Consider the following 16,521-nt stretch of genomic DNA (forward strand, 5'->3'; position numbering starts at 1 on the left):
CTCAACTCTAAAGCGCTTCGCCTTTCAGGACAGCCTGAACTTCTGCTGCCAGCACGGTGTCACCGGTATTATTTCCCCAGGCATTCCGCTCATATGTAATTACAGCGGCCAGCTCTTTCAGGCTGAGCTGAGGCCCGAATGCCTGCATGGCTGTCCCGTTTCGCCCGTGGACCACAACGCTGATATGTTCGAGCTTTTTAGCCGGATCCGTCGCAATCGCACTACCGGCCAGCGCCGGAAAGGCGCCGGGTAAACCCTGACCGTTGGCCTGATGGCAGACCGCACAACGGGTGTTGTAGACCTTCTCGCCCATGGCCATCAGCTCATCCATCGGCATTTCCATATCCAGCAGTCGCTGCTCTTCCTCACGCGCTTCCCGCTGAGCCACCTTGGTCGTTTGCAGCCACTCTTCATATTCAGCCTGTGGCTTGGCAATGACTACAATCGGCATAAAGCCATGGCTCTTACCGCACAATTCCGCACACTGGCCGCGGTAAATCCCGGGTTCATCAATTTTGGTCCAGGCTTCGTTGATAAAGCCCGGATTCGCATCTTTCTTCACGGCGAATGCCGGCACCCACCAGGAATGAATTACATCCTGCGAGGTCATCAGGAAACGAATTTTCTGACCAACCGGAACAACCAGCGGGTGATCCACTTCCAGCAGATAATTCCCGCGTTTTTGACGCTCGTTGTTAATCTCTGCGTCTGAAGTTGCTAAGTTGGAATAAAATGCGACATCTTCGTCGAAATAGCGGTAATGCCACTTCCACTGAGAACCGGTAATCTGAATAGTGAGATCGGGCTGAGTGGTGTCTTCCATCGCCAGCAGGGTCTTGGTCGCCGGAATCGCCATCAAAATCAGAATCACAAAGGGGATCAGGGTCCAGAGCAACTCGACCCGGGTGCTTTCATGGAAGGATGCGGCCACGGCACCACGTGATTTACGATGATGAATAATGGCCCAGAACATCACGCCGAAGACCACCAGTCCAATTGCCACACAGATATAAAAAATCGTCATGTGCAGCGAATACACCTGCTGACTGACCCCGGTTACCCCCTGAGTCATATTCAACGGCATCGATTTGGTTTCTGCCATCACTGGCAAAACGAATCCGCCCAGTAATCCATAAAACAATTGCCGCATCATTGTTCGGATCCCTCCTTCGGTCGTTCTGACCGGCAATCGCCCTATCGCGTCCGTTGTGACCGATAGTCTGCCCGCCAGAATTCCTCATCAGCGCAAGTAGCCTTAACAGCTTGTTTACATTTAACTTAGGACAGATTTCGGAGAATGAACAAAAATTTGCGTCAGAAATAGTCAAGACCCGAACAGCCGCGGCTCCGGTATCAGTTGAAGAAATTTGGCAGAAAATTATGAATGATCATCTCAATAGAATGATGACCATTGACTCAGGTAGTTAATCAGCAGGCACCATTCTTGGCTCAAAATGCCTGGCTCAAAAACGCAGATGGGTCACCACAGGAGTCAGGCGGTGACGAAATGCCGACAGGCGAGACAACCAGCGATGCCATGGACGCCAGCGTGGACAGGACACATCCAGCGGAGAATGGCTGGAAACAACTTCTGCCCAGGGCAGCCATTGCAGCAACTGAGCTGTCGGATCATCAAAGCCATGCGCATACGTCTGAGTGCCCAGACTCTGACCTAGCGTGCTGTCACACCGATCTCCAGCCAAGACCAGACAAAGCTCCAGCTGATTAAAATGGCAGCCCATGCGCTGCACAAAGCGGGCAACCTCGGTCTCTGTCGCCTGTAACAGGGCCTGATCACACACCAGCATTACTGGGGACGAAAACGACGTCGGCAGCTGAGATAACCAGCTGAGATCCGTCACCGAGCCTGAACGCATCCGGTACCGCTCGCTCCGGTGAAACAAGCGCTGGCGCCACAGCAGATTTTCATCACAGTCCAGTTCCAGCCAGCGGCAACGGCCGTTGTCCAGACGATAAAAACGGGTATCCAGCCCGGCCCCGACATTAATCACATGGCCGTTCGGAAAGCGACGGAGAAAATGATGCACACGCTGATCCACCAGCAGGGTTAGCGTTGCATGCAGCAACTGATGCCGGTCGACATTGCCGGTCAGGCAGTCCGGTGCCAGATGACATTGCTGGCAGGCCGCTGCAGCGAGGGGGTCATAGATCAACCCATTGTCAACCAGACTCTCACGGCTGCGCAGCCAGAGCGGCTGTAATAATGCAGCCGGGATATGGTAGCGGGCAGATTTTGTCATTATCATCTCCAAAGCAATAGTGGAATGATAATAACTCTCATTTATAATTGCAAAGAAATCATCTGCCCTTTGCGACGCCGGTGCAATTAGCTCCAGTCACCATTGCGGATCACACCAACCGCAATTCCTTCAATTGTCAGCTGCTGTTGAGTCAGATCAACCACAATCGGTTCGAACGCTTCATTTTCAGCATGCAGCAGAACCTGAGCGCCTTTTTTCTCCAGACGCTTCACGGTGACATCATCATCCACCCGGGCAACAACAACCTGTCCGTTGCGGACATCCTGGGTTTTATGAACCGCAAGCAGGTCACCATCCAGAATCCCGATATCTTTCATGCTCATGCCGTTCACTCTCAGCAGAAAATCTGCCTGTGGCTTGAACATTGACGGATCGACATCATAGTGAGTTTCCACATGCTCCTGAGCCAGAATCGGCTCTCCGGCTGCAACCCGGCCAATCAAAGGCAAACCGTGCTCTTCAGCAGCATCGTCGTTTACCAGCAGGCGGATCCCGCGGGAGGCACCCGGTACAATTTCAATCACCTGTTTCCGGGCCAGTGCTTTTAAATGCTCTTCTGCCGCATTGGCAGAACGGAATCCAAGTTCACGGGCAATCTCCGCACGCGTCGGCGGCATCCCGGTTTCTTCAATTTTTGCTTTGATGAGATCAAAGACTTCTTGTTGGCGTGGCGTTAGCGGCTTCATGACATACCCTGTCTTTTTATACAGTTCACTGTGAGTATATCCAGTGTTCACTGTTTTGAAAAGGCCATATACCGAAGTCACCTCAATATAAAAGGTGTAGCATCAATGCAATACGCCCCAAAGCACGGAGCGGGTCCGGAAGACAAAAAATTCATATTTTCCCTCGCTGTATTGATTTTTTCACAGCAAAACCCGGCGCGTTTTCTGCTATCCTTGCCTCGCATTAAGTTTTCGAGGCTAGTTATAAACATGTCAAGTTGGCAGAAAATCACGCAAAGTTTACTGAATTTGCCGCTTTCTTTACTGGTGAAGACCCGCACTATTCCATCCGATCCCGTGGCAGAACTCACACTGGATCTGAACCGTCCCATTATCTATACCCTGCCATTCAGCTCGCAAACCGATTTGCTGACGCTGAGTGCTGCCGCCCGGGCCAACGGACTTCCGGATCCGCTGCAGCCCATGGTGATTCACGGCCGTGAATTTCCCCGCTTTGTGTTTGTGGCAGACAGCCCGAGCATTTTCGGCAGCAATGGTCAGATCCCGGCAGCATCGCTGGCCCTGTTCACGGATTTACTGACCGCCCATAAAACGGATGGTGAACTTGACGTCCAGCTGCTGCCTGCATCTGTGCTCTGGGGCCGTAAACCGGGCACAGAAGGCGAAGGCAAGCCAATTCTCAAAGCTCTGAATGGCCCGGAAAAATGTTTTGCTGTCCTGGCGCAGGGCCGTGATTGTCTGGTCCGCTTAAGCCCAACGGTCTCGCTGCGTTTCATGGCAGATAAATACGGCGCCGATGACACCATCGCCATTAAGCTGGCACGGGTGGCCAAGATTCATTTCTCCCGTCAGAAACTGGCAGCAGCCGGCCCTCGCCTGCCCCAGCGTCAGGCACTGTTTAACCGCCTGCTGGCTTCTAAAGCCATTGAAAAGGTTGTCCAGGAAGAAGCCGCCAGCCGTGACGTTCCACTGGAAAAAGTCCGCAAAGAAGCCATCGACATGATGGAAGAAATTGCCGCAGATTTCTCCTACAGCCTGGTCCGCCATGGTGATCGCTTCCTGAGCTGGCTCTGGAACCGCATCTATCAGGGTATTAATGTTACCAACGCACAGCGTGTCCGCCAGCTGGCTCAGGATGGTCACGAAATCGTCTACGTGCCCTGTCACCGCAGCCACATGGACTACCTGCTGCTCTCATACGTCCTGTATCAGGAAGGTATGGTGCCACCGCACATTGCAGCCGGCATCAACCTGAACTTCTTCCCGGCCGGACCGATTTTCCGCCGCGGCGGCGCGTTCTTCATTCGCCGCAGCTTTAAAGGCAACCGCCTCTATTCCACAGTGTTCCGTGAGTATCTCGGTGAGCTCTTTGCCAAAGGCTACTCAGTCGAATACTTCAGTGAAGGCGGCCGCTCCCGAACCGGCCGTCTGCTGGCACCGAAAACCGGCATGTTGTCGATGACCATTCAGGCCATGCTGCGTGGCCTGAACCGCCCGGTGACTCTGGTTCCGGTCTATATCGGCTACGAACATGTGATGGAAGTGGCCACCTACGCCAAAGAGCTGCGCGGAAAACGTAAAGAAAAGGAAAACCTGGGCCAGGTCCTGCGTACCCTGCGCAAACTGCGTAACTTCGGCCAGGGCTATGTCAACTTCGGTGAGCCGATTCCGTTGAACCAGTATCTGAATGAACAGGTGCCGGAATGGCGTCAGGATGTCGACCCGATCGAACCACAACGCCCGCAATGGCTGAACCCTGTGGTCAACCGTCTGGCGGACAAGATGATGACTCACATCAATGATGCTGCCGCCACCAACGGCCTGACCCTCTGCGCCCTGGCGCTGCTGGCTTCACGTCAGCGCGCGCTGAGCCGGGAAGAGCTGGAACAGCAGATCGACTGCTACCTGCAGCTGCTCCGCAATACACCGTATTCACCGGACTGCACGCTGCCTTCCGAGGAAGCGGCGGCGCTGGTTGAACATGCCATCAGCATGGATAAGTTCCTGGTAGAACGCGACACTCTGGGCGACATCGTCTCGCTGGATCGCAAACAATCACTGCTGATGACTTATTACCGCAACAACATCATCCATCTGTTTGCACTGCCTTCACTAATTGCACACATTGTGGTGTACCACCAGCGCCTGAGCCGGGCAGAAATGCACCGTCAGATCAGCCTGCTGTATCCATTCCTCAAAGCAGAGCTGTACCTGCGTTTTGACGAAACGGACTTACCGGATGCGATTGATATTCTGATCGATGAACTGGTCCGCCAGCGACTGATCCTGAGCGACGGTGATGAGCTGTCACTCAACAGTACCCGCATCGCGCCGCTGCAATTGCTGGGCAACACCATCAGTGAAACTCTGCAACGCTATGCGATCACGCTGACCCTGCTGCGCAGTGAGCCACAACTGATGAAAAGCGATCTGGAACAGCAAAGCCAGATGATGGCCCAGCGTCTGAGCCGTCTGCACGGGATCAATGCTCCGGAGTTTTTCGACAAAGGGGTATTCTCTTCACTGGTGAAAACCCTGCGCCAGCAAGGCTATCTCAACGAAGAGAACCATGCTGTGTCCCGTCCGGTGGCTGAGCTGGCCGATCTGCTGGCTGATCTGGTCTCACCGTCAGTCAAACTGACCATTCAGGCAGTGATGAACCGGGAAGAGAAAAAAGAACCCGCGCCGGAAACAACTGACGCATAAGCTGAAAGCCGAAACGAAAAACGCCCGCAAATTGCGGGCGTTTGATTATCTTTCCAGACCTCAGAACATCAAGGCGTCAGAGCAGCAGACTGGCTGCAATACCCAGCCACACCACCATACCGGCATAGTTGTTATTCAGAAAAGCCTGGAAGCAGGGTTCTCGTTCCCGGCCCCGGATCAGCATCTGCTGGTAAACAAACAGCGCAGCCGCACCCAGCAGTCCCCAGTAATACACCTGCGACAGTCCCAGCTGCATCCCCACCAGAATCAACAGTCCCAGCGTCCCCAGTTGCAGCAAACCAATGATTCGTTTGTCGTAGCGGCCAAACAAAATCGCCGTCGATTTGATTCCGACCTTAAGGTCATCATCCCGGTCAACCATGGCGTACTGAGTGTCATAAGCAATGGTCCACAGGATATTGGCGGCAAACAGCAGCCAGGCAACGGGAGGCAAACTTCCTGACTGGGCGGCATAAGCCATGGGAATCGCCCAGCCAAACGCCATTCCCAGCACGAACTGCGGCAAATGAGTATAACGCTTCATGAACGGATAAGCGGCGGCAAGTATCAACCCGATGACCGACAGCTGAATGGTCAATGCATTCATGGTCAGCACCAGACCAAAGGAGAGCAGGGATAGACACACAAAAAAGGCCAGCGCTTCCCGCTCGCTGATCCGTCCGGATGGCAAGGGGCGCTGAGCAGTCCGTTTGACATGACCATCGAAGTGACGGTCGGCATAATCATTGATGACACAACCGGCAGCCCGCATGCTGAAGACGCCGAGAATAAACACCAGTAACACATTGAAATCCGGCATGCCGTCTGCAGCGAGAAACAACGCCCATAACGTTGGCCACATCAGCAGCAGGCTGCCGATCGGGCGGTCCATACGGGCCAGCTGCCAGTACGCCCTTGCCTTGGTCATCTCCAAACCCAGGTTCTCCTATTTTTGCTCGAAGCCTGTCGCCGGCTTTTGAATATGAGCGACTGACAGATGATGTTTGAACGGCGAGCCCAGCTCGCCGTCATCCTGATAGACAGGCGCCGGGGCCAAGAACAGCTCCGCCACCAGCATAGGTTTTTCCTTGACCCACAGGCGGGATCGTCGCGCCCACAGCGGCTGCCCTTCCAGACTGAGTTTCGCGAGCTGCAGTGCATCCCGGCGGGCACTTTGATCCGTAAACACCCGGTAACCCAGCGGCAATTCACCCAGTTGTGCCAGATCATGCTCATCACCGGTCAGGGTCTGCAGTGGGATCAGTGTCCGGGCAAATACCCAGGGAATCCCGTCACCTTCCAGCAAAACATTGCGTTCCAGGCAATCCACATCCCCCAGCAGTTGCTGTTCTCCCGGCTGTAACGCCCCGGCGCGTACCGGGTGCTGTCCCAGCAGGCGGACGCTGAACTGATGACAATAGCGGGCAAAGCGGCGCGACAGCGAACCCTGTTCATGGAGCCAGCTTTCCAGCCCGGCCTGAGCTGGCGGCAGTGCCGTCGCCAGCTGCCAGTCGGCACTGTCCAGCGCAGGCTGATAAATCTGCTTGAATCTCGACATCTTCCCAATTCAATTCCTGGAACTCTTGTCCTTGGGGTTCATCCCGGGCCCACTTTTACCGCCTTCAGATCAAGGCACAAAACGTGAGTTACACAACCAGGTACCATACAACAGCGTGTTATCATAACCTGCTGCAAAAACGGCATTATCCGGCGCGGATTTGACTACCAAAAGATCAACAGCCCCTGTAAAGGGTGATAGAATGTGTTCAATCAATCACATTGAATGATGCCCTATTGTAGCAAGCCGTCGCGGACAGGAATATCATTCCTCGCCAAAGTAGGCACTTGGGTAACAGATTTTTCCCAGACACAGATGGATAGCAAGATGAAATCTCTACTCCTGACCTTTGCGGTGCTGCTGTTGACCCTGAATCAGCCCGCTTTTGCTCAAGCAGCACCATCCGGTACACCGCAGTACAGCTATTTTACGCTGACGCCGGATATCACCACCAATTACACCACCCAGGGCAAAAAGCTGGGTTACCTGCGTCTGCAGGTGGATCTGATGGTTACCGATCCTGACTTTCTGCCGCTGGTCGAACACCACGCCCCACTGATCCGGGACGCCATTATTCAGATCATCGGCGAACAACCGGAAGCCAAAATCAAGTCACTGGCCGGCCGTGAAGCCATTCGTCAGCTATGTCTGAACAAAGTGAATGATTTGCTGATTGCAGAAACCAATCAAAAATTACTGACCGAACTGCTCTTTACCAAGTATCTGTATCAGTAAACCCCTTTCCAAAAAGCAAAGGCGCTCAATGAGCGCCTTTGTTCTTAGTTTCCCGTTAAAATCTTATGCCGCAGCATGGGCACCATCACGCTTTGCCGCGATATACTCAGCGACCGCCTGCTGTTGTTCGCTGTTCAGATACAGACCCAGTTTGCTGCGTCGCCACAGGGCATCTTCTGCATTACTCACAAATTCATGATTCATCAGGTAATCCAGCTCACGGGCGTAGAAGCCTTCACCAAAATGCTGCCCCATATCGGTTTCGCTATTCACACCGTCCAGCACCTGCCAGCACAGGATGCCGTAGTTGGTTGCCAGCCGCTCAGCTGTGAAGACATTCAGCCACTCATGACGAGTCTGCAGTTCGCGGCTTAAGCGCGACAGGTCAAAACCCGCTTCCCCGCCCGGCAGACAGGCATCGGCAGTCCAGGCGGAGCCCATATTCGGGAAAAAAGGAGCCAGTTTGCGCAAGGCTGCCTCGGCCAGTTTCCGGTACGTTGTCAGCTTGCCGCCGAAAATAGACAACAGCGGCGGCTGTGAGCCTTCCTGCTCCAGTTCCAGGGTGTAGTCCCGGGTCACGGCCTGCGGTGAATCGGATTCATCATCACACAGCGGACGCACACCAGAGTAGGTCCACACCACATCCGTCCGTTGCAGCTTGTGTTTAAAGTGTGCGTTGTACACTTTCAGCAGGTAGCGGATTTCGTCTTCATCGATTGCGACCTGACGCGGATCGCCGTGATATTCCACATCTGTGGTCCCAATGATTGAGAAGCGGTCCAGATAAGGAATCACGAACACGATACGCTGATCTTCATTCTGCAGGATATAGGCCTGAGGCTCATCATGCACACGAGGCACCACGATGTGCGAACCTTTAATCAGTCGGATATTACGCGGAGACGGAGTCTCCAGGCTGGTATCATAGAATATTTTCACCCATGGACCAGCCGCGTTGACTAACGCATGTGAGCGGCGCACAAATCGCTCACCTGTCAGGCTGTCCAGGACAGTGACGCGCCAGATGTCGCCATCCCGCTCTGCTTTCTCGACACGGCAACGGTTCCGGACCTCGCCGCCACGGGCAGCAGTTTCCATTGCATTGAGTAGCACCAGACGGGCATCATCCACCCAGCAGTCGGAATATTCAAAACCACGGGTGATTTCCGGTACCAAAGCCGAGTCATTGCCAAAACGCAGTCCTTCACTCCCTGGCAGCGTCGTGCGTTTGCCCAGGTGATCATAAAGGAACAGACCGGCACGGATCATCCAGGCGGGTCTCAGGTGCGGGCGATGAGGCAGACGGAATCGCATCGGCTTGGCAATGTGCGGGATTTTTCGCAGCAATACTTCACGCTCCGCCAGAGCTTCACCCACCAGACGAAACTCGTAATGCTCCAGATAACGCAAACCACCATGGATCAGTTTGGAACTGGCCGATGACGTCGCCGAGGCAAAGTCTTCAGCTTCAAACAATGCGACCTTGAGACCACGCCCTGCCGCATCGGCCGCTATACCGGCACCATTAATCCCACCGCCGACGACGATGATGTCCAGAATCTCATTTGCTGCTGTCATGCCTTTCACCTGTACCCTTCATTGATCGACTCGTCTGCATCCCTCTCTGCTTTATATTAGGACATGCATTCGAAAGTCATCATTTCGATTTTATGTTCGATATCGCTCAATATAGACAAAAACGACGTCGACATCATCTTTTTTATGCTCGAAATATGACACCAATATGATCATACGCACAAAAAAAGCTGCCTGTTCGGGCAGCTTTGTCAGTATTCATGGGCAGATATGAGATCAGTCTGAGCACAAATGAGCGAAAACGCTCAAATTTGAAATCTTCAGTCGGAAATAATTTCGAGATGAGTTTCCAGCTCCGCCATCCGCTTCGCCAGCGGCTCAGGCGGCGTTTTATTGGTGAACAACATATCCACCTGACTGATATCACCAAGGTTGACCATCGCGTTCCGGCCGAACTTAGTATGGTCAACGCCCAGCATGACACAACGGCTGTTCTCAATAATCGCCTGCTTCACCCGGACTTCATGGTAGTCGAAATCCAGCAATGAGCCATCCAGATCAATACCGCTGATCCCGATAATGCCGAAATCGAGCCGGAACTGTGAAATAAAGTCCAGCGTGGCCTCACCCACGATACCGCCGTCACGGTTTCGCACCTCGCCACCGGCCAGAATCACCCGGCAATCATCTTTACCCGTCAGGATACCAGCAACATTGAGGTTGTTGGTCACTACCCTTAAATCGGTATGGTTCAGCAGGGCGCGGGCCACAGCTTCCGGGGTCGTGCCAATATCAATAAACAGGGTTGCACCATCCGGAATATGCTTGGCCATCGCCTGCGCTATCCGGTCTTTCTCAGCCAGCTGCATCACTTTCCGGGTCGTATAGGAGGTATTCACTGAACTGGACGGCACCGTCGCCCCACCGTGGTGACGGCGAATTTTATTCTCTTCTGCCAGTTCGTTCAGATCACGGCGGATGGTTTGCGGGCTGACATGAAATCGGGCAACCAGATCGTCAGTACTGACATAGCCCTGGGTTTTCACGAGATCGACGATCTCCTGATGACGTTTGCTTTGCTTCACTGCTGTAACTGCTCCTGATAAACGAAGATCAAATAACCGTAATGCCCGGGTATCCACGGCCTGCTCATCTTACTGGGCAATCCCGCCTCTTGCCAGAGAGGGGATCCCACTCCTGAAGGAAAGCTCATTGCGCCTGATTCTCGGGGTGGCGCAGACGTGCATCGACAAAAGCCAGTAAACAGCCTGTCACCAGTCCGAATAAATGAGCCATGTTCGCTATCTTGATACCGAGGATGTCGGCAAAACCCAGTACCAGCCACACCAGCATGAAGACAACAATATTGTTCGGGATACTCAGCCCCCGTGACGGCGCCAGCCAGCCCAGCCACCAGAGATAGCCCATCAACGCATACACGACGCCAGAGAGGCCACCGAAATTCGGGCCATTAACCCAGAACTGTGCCATGCCGGAGATCAGCGCTGACAGGAGAAAGATTTCCAGCAGTTTCCCGCTACCGCTGTGACGCTCTAACTGCCCGCCCAAAATCCACCACCACAGGCAATTAAACACAATATGGAGTAATGAGAAATGAAGCAGGCTGTGTGACACATAGCGCCAGAGTTCCCACCCATCGCCTTGCATCAGCGGAAAGTGCAGCCAGTCAAATAAAGGCCGCTGCCAGCCCAATATCCAGCCGACATAAATGACGATGGTCAGGACCATGACGCTCAGACAGACCGGTCCGGCCTGTGCTTTCACCATCGCAATCAAACTCGGGCTCTCATACCTGAACTGGGGTTGAGAACCCGTGCGGGCGACCTGCCAGGAAGCCGCAAGATATTTCTGATCATCCGGATGGCTGACAAACTGCTTCCATTCTGCTTCCGTTTCCACCTGATGCTGCAGATCCGCTAACCAGATAGCAAACTGCCCGCCAGGCTCCGAAGCCAGTCTCAGCTCAATGCCGCGCGAGGCCATATAATCAATAAAAGCCTGCGCCATACGGGGATTATCGAGCACGGCAATTCGCTGCATTTTCGGTTCCCTTTCAACGGTTACATGTCAGGCACAGATCTGAGACGGATCATTGACCCACACAAGGATAAGATTCGCGGCGCCAGGCCTCAAATCCGCCATCCATGCTGTAGACCGTCTCATATCCCTGATTGATCAGGTACTGTGCGGCACCCTGTGAACTGATCCCATGGTAGCACATGACAATTACCGGCTGGTCGAAATCAACCTCATCCATAAACTGGACGATGGAATCATTGGTCAGGTGAAACGCAGCGTCCGGACGGGACAACGCATGGGACTGAGGATCGCGAATATCGACCAGCACAGCGCGGCTCTCCGGCTGCTGAATTAATGTGTACGCCTGCTCAACAGAAATATGTTCAAACTGCTCCATGAAAGCCTCATTCCAGTGTTTATCATCGGCGACAGCCCGGATCGTTCGGCTGTCACCAGAAAAATGCACGATCCTTTCAGAGGGATCGATCAAAATCAGACAAGGTAAACCCGAATCATTTTCAGGGGAAACCTCAGCCAGGATGCTGCCCGCCAGTATACCTCACTCAGTTACTCACAGCTTTGAAAAAATCAGCCGGGGCGGCTGGTGTCCGACCAGCGTGAATACGCCTTACAAACTCCGTACTTAGCCTCGCCACTGTTTTCTCATCCTTTTTCACTGATCATCCTTTCACCATCTGTGGAAAAAACTGTGAATAGCGTTGATAATGTGTTGGAGTCAAAGAGGATCCACTAGATGTAGTAAAGATCATGGAAAACACTGTGGATAATAATTTTCGAGCATCTCGACAAAAGTAACCAGAGATCCGCAACCCGCCGTATTCCCTGACTTCAGAAACAAAAAAACCGGCCATCAGCCGGTTTTCTCATTCAATAACACTGTGGATAGAAAATCCAGTTTCCCGGAAAGATCCTAAGCCTCTCAGGATCATCCGTTTGTCTGGATCCTTACAGGGCTTCACCCACAGCATCTTTCAGTTTGCGCATGGCATTTTTCTCCAGCTGACGAATACGCTCAGCCGAAACACCATAATGATCCGCCAAATCCTGCAGCGTCGCTTTGTCATCATCCAGCCAGCGCGAGCGGACAATATGCTGGCTGCGATCATCCAGGTTCGATAATGCCACTGACAGACGATTATTCGCATGGCTTTCCCAGTTATTTTCCTCATAACTGAGTGCCACATCCGAAGACTTATCTTCCAGGAAGTACACCGGTGCCGCATAGCTGCTGTCACGTTCATCTTCATCAACTGGCATGTCGAACGTTGCATCCTGCGCGGCAAGACGGGATTCCATCTCGCGCACTTCGCTGGTCTCTACTCCCAGCTGCTCTGCCACCATTTCGACTTCTTCATTGTTGAACCAGCCCAGACGCTTTTTGGCTTTGCGCAGATTGAAGAAGAGCTTGCGCTGCGCCTTGGTCGTCGCCACTTTGACGATCCGCCAGTTACGCAGCACGTATTCATGAATCTCAGCTTTAATCCAGTGAACAGCAAAAGACACCAGGCGCACCCCGACTTCCGGATTGAAACGCTTCACGGCCTTCATCAGACCGATGTTTCCTTCCTGTACCAGATCAGCCATTGGCAGACCATAACCGGAATAACCGCGGGCAACATGGACTACAAAACGCAGGTGGGACAATACCAGACCGCGTGCAGCCTCAATATCGCCTTCATAATGCAGACGCTCAGCTAACTCGCGCTCCTGCTCAGCTGTCAGCATCGGATAGCTGTTCACAGACTGGATATAACTTTCCAGACTGTCGGCAGAAACTAAAGCTAATGAAGTCATCTCTTTTGTCATTCAAGCAACCCCTGTGGATTCATCGCCAGAGCCTTTTACTCTGGACTTTCACGTAAATCAGGCAGTGATTAAGCTGCCTGACCGACAATAATGCCTGTATTGCTGCACAAAATGCAAGCGCACATCCTCTAGGTAGAGTGCGTTACATCAGATTGGTTCAATTTCTTTTAAGTGCCTCCCAGCACTGAGACGTGCAGCCAGAACCCCAAGCAGCGACGACAACATAATCAGCAACAGGCATTCATCCCAAGCCAGGCCCGTTAAATGAAAATCACTGCCATACAACAGCGCCAGTTTATCCACTGCACTTTCAATCATCAAGCACACCAGCGTAGTAAGCACTAACGCAAGGACCGATGCCAATAAGCCATACCATGCACCGGTATACAGAAACGGCCTCAGAATATAGGTGTTGGTCGCACCGACCAGCTTCATCACCTGAACCGCTTCTTTCTGGTTTTGCAGTTGCAGACGCAGCGTATTTCCGACAATCAGGAACACAGCCAGCAGCATCAGCCCGGCCATCAGCATCGCCAGGGACACACTGAGCTGCTGAATGGCCTCAAGCCGCTGCAGCCAGTCACTGTCGAGTCTGACATCATCCACACCTGCCTGATCTCTGAGCTTTTCAGCCAGCCGGGCTGCGGCGGCACTGCTCTGCCACTGCACCGTCGGTTTAATCACCAGCACGGCAGGCAGCGGATTTTCATCCAGCAGACTTAAAGCCTTGGTAAACCCGACATGATTGCGAAATTCCTCCAGCCCCTGCTGAGGTGAAATATAGTCTGTCTGTGCGACTTCCTGCCAGCCCGACACACGCTCAAGCAACTGACGGGCTTCAGCATCACCGCTGCCGGAAGCCAGATACACCGTCAACTGCGTCGGATTCTGCCATGCCTGACTGACAATGCTGATATTTTTTGCGGCGATGTAAAAGCACGCCGGCAACGTCAGGGCCACAGTCAGTACGGCCAGAGTCAGCACATTCCCCAGCGGACGACGCCACAAATCTGTCAGTGCCTGCTTACAAACCTGTCGCTGCATCGCCAGCCAGCTTTGGGATTCACGCGCCATAAGTCACCTCGCGCATCATGCCATTGTGCAGATCCAGACGACGGTAGGTATGCCGGTTCAATAAAGACGTGTCGTGTGTCGCCATCAGCACGCTGACGCCCACCCGGTTAAATTCAGCAAACAGCGCCATCATCTGCTGAGACAAATCTGCATCCAGGTTTCCGGTCGGTTCATCCGCCAGGACAACCAGGGGCTTGTTCACAACGGCACGGGCAATCCCCACCCGTTGCTGTTCCCCGCCGGAAAGCTGGATCGGCAGGCATTGCGCCTTATCCAGCAAGCCGACTTTATCCAGCGCTGCAGACACCCGGCGTTTCACATCCCCGGGCGGAGACTGGGCGATCTGCAACGGCAGCGCGACATTCTCAAACACAGTTCTGTCCATCAGCAGTCGGTGATCCTGAAAAATCATCCCGATATGGCGGCGCAGAAAGGGGATTTGATGACTGTCAATCCGGGTGATGTCATGCTCGTTAAAGAAAATGCGGCCATCACTCGGCCGCTCAATTGCTGCAATCAGTTTCAGCAATGTACTCTTCCCTGCCCCGGAATGACCGGTCAGGAAGGCCATCTCACCTTTACCCAGGTGAAAATTCACTTTTTGCAGGGCTTGTCGGCCACCCCGGTATGCTTTACTGACCTGCTGAAACTGAATCACGCTTATTCCTCGTCGCTAAACAGTGCCTCAATAAATTCCTGGGCGGCAAAAGGACGTAAATCTTCAATGCCTTCCCCGATACCAATGTAACGGATTGGAATGTTGAACTGATCGGCAATGGCGAAAATTACACCACCTTTGGCGGTACCATCCAGCTTGGTCAGTGTAATACCAGACACCGGTGCCACTTCGCTGAACAACTTGGCCTGACTGATCGCATTCTGACCCGTACCGGCATCCACCGTCAGCATGATTTCATGCGGCGCCAGCGGGTCGATCTTCTGCATCACCCGGACAATCTTACGCAGTTCTTCCATCAGATTGCCTTTGTTTTGCAGACGACCTGCAGTGTCAGCAATCACGGCATCCACCTTGCGTGCTTTAGCAGATTCAATGGCATCGTAAATCACGGAAGCACTGTCTGCCCCGGTATGCTGCGCGACCACAGGCACGTTGTTGCGCTCACCCCACACCTGCAACTGTTCCACAGCAGCGGCACGGAATGTATCTCCTGCAGCCAGCATGACAGACAGGCCCTGGCTCTGGAACTGCTTCGCCAATTTCCCGATGGTCGTGGTTTTACCCACGCCGTTCACGCCAACCATCAAAATGACGTAGGGCTTACGGCTGGTATCGATCACCAGCGGCTGCTCCACTTTGGCCAGCATGTCACTGAGTTCATCTTTCAGCAGACCGTACAGGGCCTCGCCGTCTTTCAGTTGCTTGCGGTCCGCTTTTTCCGTCAGGCTTTCGATGATTTTGAGCGTTGTATCCATCCCGACATCAGCCACCAGCAGCTGCTCTTCCAGCTCTTCAAACAGATCATCATCAATCTGCTTGCCGCGGAACAGACCGAAGAAGCCCGAGCCCAGTTGATTTCGGGTTTTCTTCAAGCCTTTCATCAAACGGCTGAAAAAACCTTCACGCTGCGGCTTTTCCTGTACTGCTGGTTCTGAAACAACTGCCGGAATTTCAGTTTCAGGTTGTACTTCAGGCTGTTCCTCAGCCACAGCTTCGACCGGGTGCTCTGCTTCAGCAACCGGATGATCCTGTGCCTGAGCTTCCACATCCAGATGGGCACTCTGCTCCGGTAATTCCGGGGCTTCTTCACGCTGTGCCTGAGTCACATCTTCAGCCGGCTCTGCGTCCGGTGCTGTGACCTCCGGAGTCTCAGTGGCTGTCGCAACGTCCTGAGTCTGCTCAGCCTCAACGACTTCTTGCTGCTGTTGTTGTTCCTGTTGCTCGGTCTGCTCTTCCGCGCCAAAACCCAGCCATGAAAATAATCCGCGCTTCTTTTTTTCTGCCATTGGCAAATCCTGGAAATTGATTGATACAATTTGCGGCCTGAAAACAAATGGCCTGTTTATCTTTGGGCTTGCATTTGCTGTACAGTGCTCCCTGTCGGGTAACCTGGCGACA

General features: G+C 53.3%; 15 protein-coding genes. 2 read left to right on the plus strand and 13 right to left on the minus strand.

The window, feature by feature from the left end; all coding sequences use genetic code 11:
• Positions 1-7: 7 nt before the first annotated feature.
• The 3 genes from coxB to lexA form a co-directional block, all read right to left on the minus strand.
• Positions 8-1,153: a cytochrome c oxidase subunit II gene (coxB, locus tag ACYP03_RS15145; protein WP_459780751.1), complete on the minus strand. Its 1,146-nt coding sequence runs from the start codon at positions 1,151-1,153 to the stop codon at positions 8-10.
• A 310-nt stretch (positions 1,154-1,463) separates the two neighbouring features.
• On the minus strand, positions 1,464-2,261 hold the full coding sequence (locus tag ACYP03_RS15150; protein ID WP_330961534.1) for a class I SAM-dependent methyltransferase: 798 nt from the start codon (positions 2,259-2,261) through the stop codon (positions 1,464-1,466).
• An 86-nt stretch (positions 2,262-2,347) separates the two neighbouring features.
• The gene (gene lexA, locus ACYP03_RS15155) at positions 2,348-2,968 is read right to left on the minus strand and encodes a transcriptional repressor LexA (protein ID WP_248144526.1); all 621 of its coding nucleotides are present in this window, start codon (positions 2,966-2,968) and stop codon (positions 2,348-2,350) included.
• A gap of 249 nt (positions 2,969-3,217) precedes the next feature.
• On the opposite strand from lexA, the gene plsB reads away from it, so the two are divergent.
• Positions 3,218-5,674, plus strand: a complete 2,457-nt coding sequence (plsB, locus tag ACYP03_RS15160) for a glycerol-3-phosphate 1-O-acyltransferase PlsB (protein ID WP_248144527.1) — start codon at positions 3,218-3,220, stop codon at positions 5,672-5,674.
• A gap of 76 nt (positions 5,675-5,750) precedes the next feature.
• Here the strand turns inward: plsB and ubiA are convergent, their stop codons facing one another.
• Both ubiA and ACYP03_RS15170 read right to left on the minus strand, forming a co-directional pair.
• A complete protein-coding gene (gene ubiA / locus ACYP03_RS15165; protein WP_459780753.1) occupies positions 5,751-6,608 on the minus strand; it encodes a 4-hydroxybenzoate octaprenyltransferase in 858 nt (285 codons plus the stop codon).
• Positions 6,609-6,620: 12 nt separating this feature from the next.
• A complete protein-coding gene (locus tag ACYP03_RS15170) occupies positions 6,621-7,232 on the minus strand; it encodes a chorismate--pyruvate lyase family protein (protein WP_459780755.1) in 612 nt (203 codons plus the stop codon).
• 327 nt (positions 7,233-7,559) lie between these two features.
• On the opposite strand from ACYP03_RS15170, the gene ACYP03_RS15175 reads away from it, so the two are divergent.
• Positions 7,560-7,967 carry a flagellar basal body-associated protein FliL gene (locus ACYP03_RS15175; protein ID WP_459780756.1) on the plus strand — a complete coding sequence of 136 codons (408 nt, stop codon included), beginning with the start codon at positions 7,560-7,562 and terminating at the stop codon, positions 7,965-7,967.
• A gap of 63 nt (positions 7,968-8,030) precedes the next feature.
• Here ACYP03_RS15175 and glpD read toward each other — a convergent pair whose 3' ends face one another.
• The 8 genes from glpD to ftsY form a co-directional block, all read right to left on the minus strand.
• Positions 8,031-9,545, minus strand: a complete 1,515-nt coding sequence (gene glpD, locus ACYP03_RS15180; protein ID WP_459780757.1) for a glycerol-3-phosphate dehydrogenase — start codon at positions 9,543-9,545, stop codon at positions 8,031-8,033.
• Positions 9,546-9,823: 278 nt separating this feature from the next.
• A complete protein-coding gene (locus ACYP03_RS15185; RefSeq protein ID WP_248144532.1) occupies positions 9,824-10,588 on the minus strand; it encodes a DeoR/GlpR family transcriptional regulator in 765 nt (254 codons plus the stop codon).
• Between the two features lie 124 nt (positions 10,589-10,712).
• Positions 10,713-11,564 (minus strand): rhomboid family intramembrane serine protease GlpG, encoded by an 852-nt coding sequence (gene glpG, locus ACYP03_RS15190; protein ID WP_248144533.1) that lies wholly within the window; start codon positions 11,562-11,564, stop codon positions 10,713-10,715.
• A gap of 49 nt (positions 11,565-11,613) precedes the next feature.
• The gene (glpE, locus tag ACYP03_RS15195) at positions 11,614-11,940 is read right to left on the minus strand and encodes a thiosulfate sulfurtransferase GlpE (protein ID WP_330961530.1); all 327 of its coding nucleotides are present in this window, start codon (positions 11,938-11,940) and stop codon (positions 11,614-11,616) included.
• A 569-nt stretch (positions 11,941-12,509) separates the two neighbouring features.
• On the minus strand, positions 12,510-13,370 hold the full coding sequence (rpoH, locus tag ACYP03_RS15200) for an RNA polymerase sigma factor RpoH (protein WP_459780758.1): 861 nt from the start codon (positions 13,368-13,370) through the stop codon (positions 12,510-12,512).
• A 147-nt stretch (positions 13,371-13,517) separates the two neighbouring features.
• Positions 13,518-14,444: a permease-like cell division protein FtsX gene (gene ftsX / locus ACYP03_RS15205; RefSeq protein WP_459780759.1), complete on the minus strand. Its 927-nt coding sequence runs from the start codon at positions 14,442-14,444 to the stop codon at positions 13,518-13,520.
• Positions 14,434-15,102, minus strand: a complete 669-nt coding sequence (gene ftsE / locus ACYP03_RS15210; protein WP_330961529.1) for a cell division ATP-binding protein FtsE — start codon at positions 15,100-15,102, stop codon at positions 14,434-14,436. Before ftsE ends, ftsX begins: the two co-directional genes overlap by 11 nt.
• A 2-nt stretch (positions 15,103-15,104) precedes the next feature.
• On the minus strand, positions 15,105-16,409 hold the full coding sequence (gene ftsY, locus ACYP03_RS15215) for a signal recognition particle-docking protein FtsY (protein WP_459780760.1): 1,305 nt from the start codon (positions 16,407-16,409) through the stop codon (positions 15,105-15,107).
• Positions 16,410-16,521: the final 112 nt, after the last annotated feature.

The sequence above is a fragment of the Photobacterium sp. R1 genome (genome assembly GCF_054600795.1).